Annotated in this window: 1 rRNA gene; it reads right to left on the bottom strand. The window is 53.2% G+C overall.

Annotated elements, in window-relative coordinates:
* Nucleotides 1–123: 123 nt before the first annotated feature.
* Nucleotides 124–3,001: ribosomal RNA gene (locus WH50_RS17790) — 23S ribosomal RNA — on the bottom strand.
* Between the last annotated feature and the right edge of the window lie 116 nt (nt 3,002–3,117).

Genomic DNA, 3,117 nt, shown 5'->3' with positions numbered 1-3,117 from the left:
CTGACAGCCGCCGGTTTACTCAAATAAGGGTGGCTCTAATTTGACTACTCGCATCTTCATGCGCTTGCGACGATCACAAAATCTCTTCGTCTATCCAGTGCTTCACCAAGTCTCTTAGCTTATATGGCCAAGCCGCACGGGCAATTAGTATGGGTTAGCTCAATGCCTCACAGCACTTACACACCCCACCTATCAACCTTGTGGTCTTCAAGGGCCCTTCAGAGGATTCTAGATCCAGGGAGATCTCATCTTGAGGGGGGCTTCCCGCTTAGATGCTTTCAGCGGTTATCCCGTCCGAACATAGCTACCGGGCAATGCGATTGGCATCACAACCCGAACACCAGCGGTTCGTCCATTCCGGTCCTCTCGTACTAGGAACAGCTCCTCTCAAATCTCCAACGTCCACGGCAGATAGGGACCGAACTGTCTCACGACGTTCTAAACCCAGCTCGCGTACCACTTTAAATGGCGAACAGCCATACCCTTGGGACCGGCTTCAGCCCCAGGATGTGATGAGCCGACATCGAGGTGCCAAACACCGCCGTCGATGTGAACTCTTGGGCGGTATCAGCCTGTTATCCCCGGAGTACCTTTTATCCGTTGAGCGATGGCCCTTCCATTCAGAACCACCGGATCACTAGCACCTACTTTCGTACCTGCTCGACCTGTCCGTCTCGCAGTTAAGCACCCTTCTACGCTTGCACTCATTGGCTGATTTCCGACCAGCCTGAGGGTACCTTCGCGCTCCTCCGTTACTCTTTGGGAGGAGACCGCCCCAGTCAAACTGCCCACCACACACTGTCCTCGACCCGGATCACGGGCCTGAGTTAGAACCTCAATGGTGTCAGGGTGGTATTTCAAGGTTGGCTCCACAGAAACTGGCGTCTCTGCTTCTAAGCCTCCCACCTATCCTACACAAACAACATCAAAGTCCAGTGTGAAGCTACAGTAAAGGTTCACGGGGTCTTTCCGTCTAGCCGCGGATACGCTGCATCTTCACAGCGAGTTCAATTTCACTGAGTCTCGGGTGGAGACAGTGCCGCCATCATTACGCCATTCGTGCAGGTCGGAACTTACCCGACAAGGAATTTCGCTACCTTAGGACCGTTATAGTTACGGCCGCCGTTTACCGGGGCTTCGATCAAGAGCTTCGCTTGCGCTAACCCCATCAATTAACCTTCCGGCACCGGGCAGGCGTCACACCCTATACGTCCACTTTCGTGTTTGCAGAGTGCTGTGTTTTTAATAAACAGTTGCAGCGGCCTGGTATCTTCGACTGCCAGCAGCTTACGGGGCAAGCCCTTCACCACCGGCAGCGCACCTTCTCCCGAAGTTACGGTGCCATTTTGCCTAGTTCCTTCACCCGAGTTCTCTCAAGCGCCTTGGTATTCTCTACCTGATCACCTGTGTCGGTTTGGGGTACGGTCCTGTTTACCTGAAGCTTAGAGGCTTTTCTTGGAAGCATGGCATCAACCACTTCGCTCATGCGAGCTCGTCATCAGTCCTCAGCATTGGCCGTGCGGATTTGCCTACACGTCCTGCCTACCACCTTAAACACGGATAACCATCACCGTGCTGGCCTAGCCTTCTCCGTCCCCCCATCGCAGTAAACAGCGGTACAGGAATATTAACCTGTTTCCCATCGACTACGCCTTTCGGCCTCGCCTTAGGAGCCGACTCACCCTGCCTCGATTAACGTTGGACAGGAACCCTTGATCTTCCGGCGAGGAGGCTTTTCACCTCCTTTATCGTTACTTATGTCAGCATTCGCACTTCTGATATCTCCAGCATGCCTTACAGCACACCTTCGCAGACTTACAGAACGCTCCCCTACCACTCCTCTTAGAGGAATCCGCAGCTTCGGTGCCTGGTTTGAGCCCCGTTATATCTTCCGCGCAGGCCGACTCGACTAGTGAGCTATTACGCTTTCTTTAAAGGGTGGCTGCTTCTAAGCCAACCTCCTAGCTGTCTGAGCCTTCCCACATCGTTTCCCACTTAACCAGGACTTGGGGACCTTAGCTGGCGGTCTGGGTTGTTTCCCTCTTCACGACGGACGTTAGCACCCGCCGTGTGTCTCCCGGATAGTACTCACTGGTATTCGGAGTTTGCATCGGGTTGGTAAGTCGGGATGACCCCCTAGCCGAAACAGTGCTCTACCCCCAGTGGTATTCGTCCGAGGCGCTACCTAAATAGCTTTCGGGGAGAACCAGCTATCTCCGAGCTTGATTAGCCTTTCACTCCGATCCACAGGTCATCCGCTAACTTTTCAACGGTAGTCGGTTCGGTCCTCCAGTCAGTGTTACCTAACCTTCAACCTGCCCATGGATAGATCGCCCGGTTTCGGGTCTACTACCAGCGACTTGACGCCCTATTAAGACTCGGTTTCCCTACGCCTCCCCTATGCGGTTAAGCTTGCCACTGATAGTAAGTCGCTGACCCATTATACAAAAGGTACGCAGTCACCCCACGAAGGGGCTCCCACTGCTTGTACGTGCACGGTTTCAGGGTCTATTTCACTCCCCTCTCCGGGGTTCTTTTCGCCTTTCCCTCACGGTACTAGTTCGCTATCGGTCAGTCAGGAGTATTTAGCCTTGGAGGATGGTCCCCCCATGTTCAGACAGGATACCACGTGTCCCGCCTTACTCGATTTCATCTACAATGCACTTTCGTGTACGGGGCTATCACCCACTATGGCGGCACTTTCCAGAGCCTTCCACTAACACATTACAGACTTAAGGGCTGGTCCCCGTTCGCTCGCCACTACTTAGGGAATCTCGGTTGATTTCTTTTCCTCGGGGTACTTAGATGTTTCAGTTCTCCCGGTTCGCCTCTTATCCCTATGTATTCAGGATAAGATACCCCCTAAGGGGTGGGTTTCCCCATTCGGACACCTCCGGATCAAAGTCTGTTTGCCGACTCCCCGGAGCTTTTCGCAGGCTACCACGTCCTTCATCGCCTCTGACTGCCAAGGCATCCACCGTGCACGCTTAGTCACTTGGCCATATAAGCTAAGCAACCTGGTGTAACTTACATTTCGACTTACCAACTTGCGTCAGTAAGTGACCTGTAACGCGCCGGATAAACGCTTGAGATTTCGTTTATCATCTATCAAATTAG

It is taken from the genome of Pokkaliibacter plantistimulans (assembly GCF_003194385.1).
Classification (GTDB): Bacteria; Pseudomonadota; Gammaproteobacteria; order Pseudomonadales; family Balneatricaceae; genus Pokkaliibacter; species Pokkaliibacter plantistimulans.
This window is presented reverse-complemented; position numbering and strand designations above follow the sequence as displayed.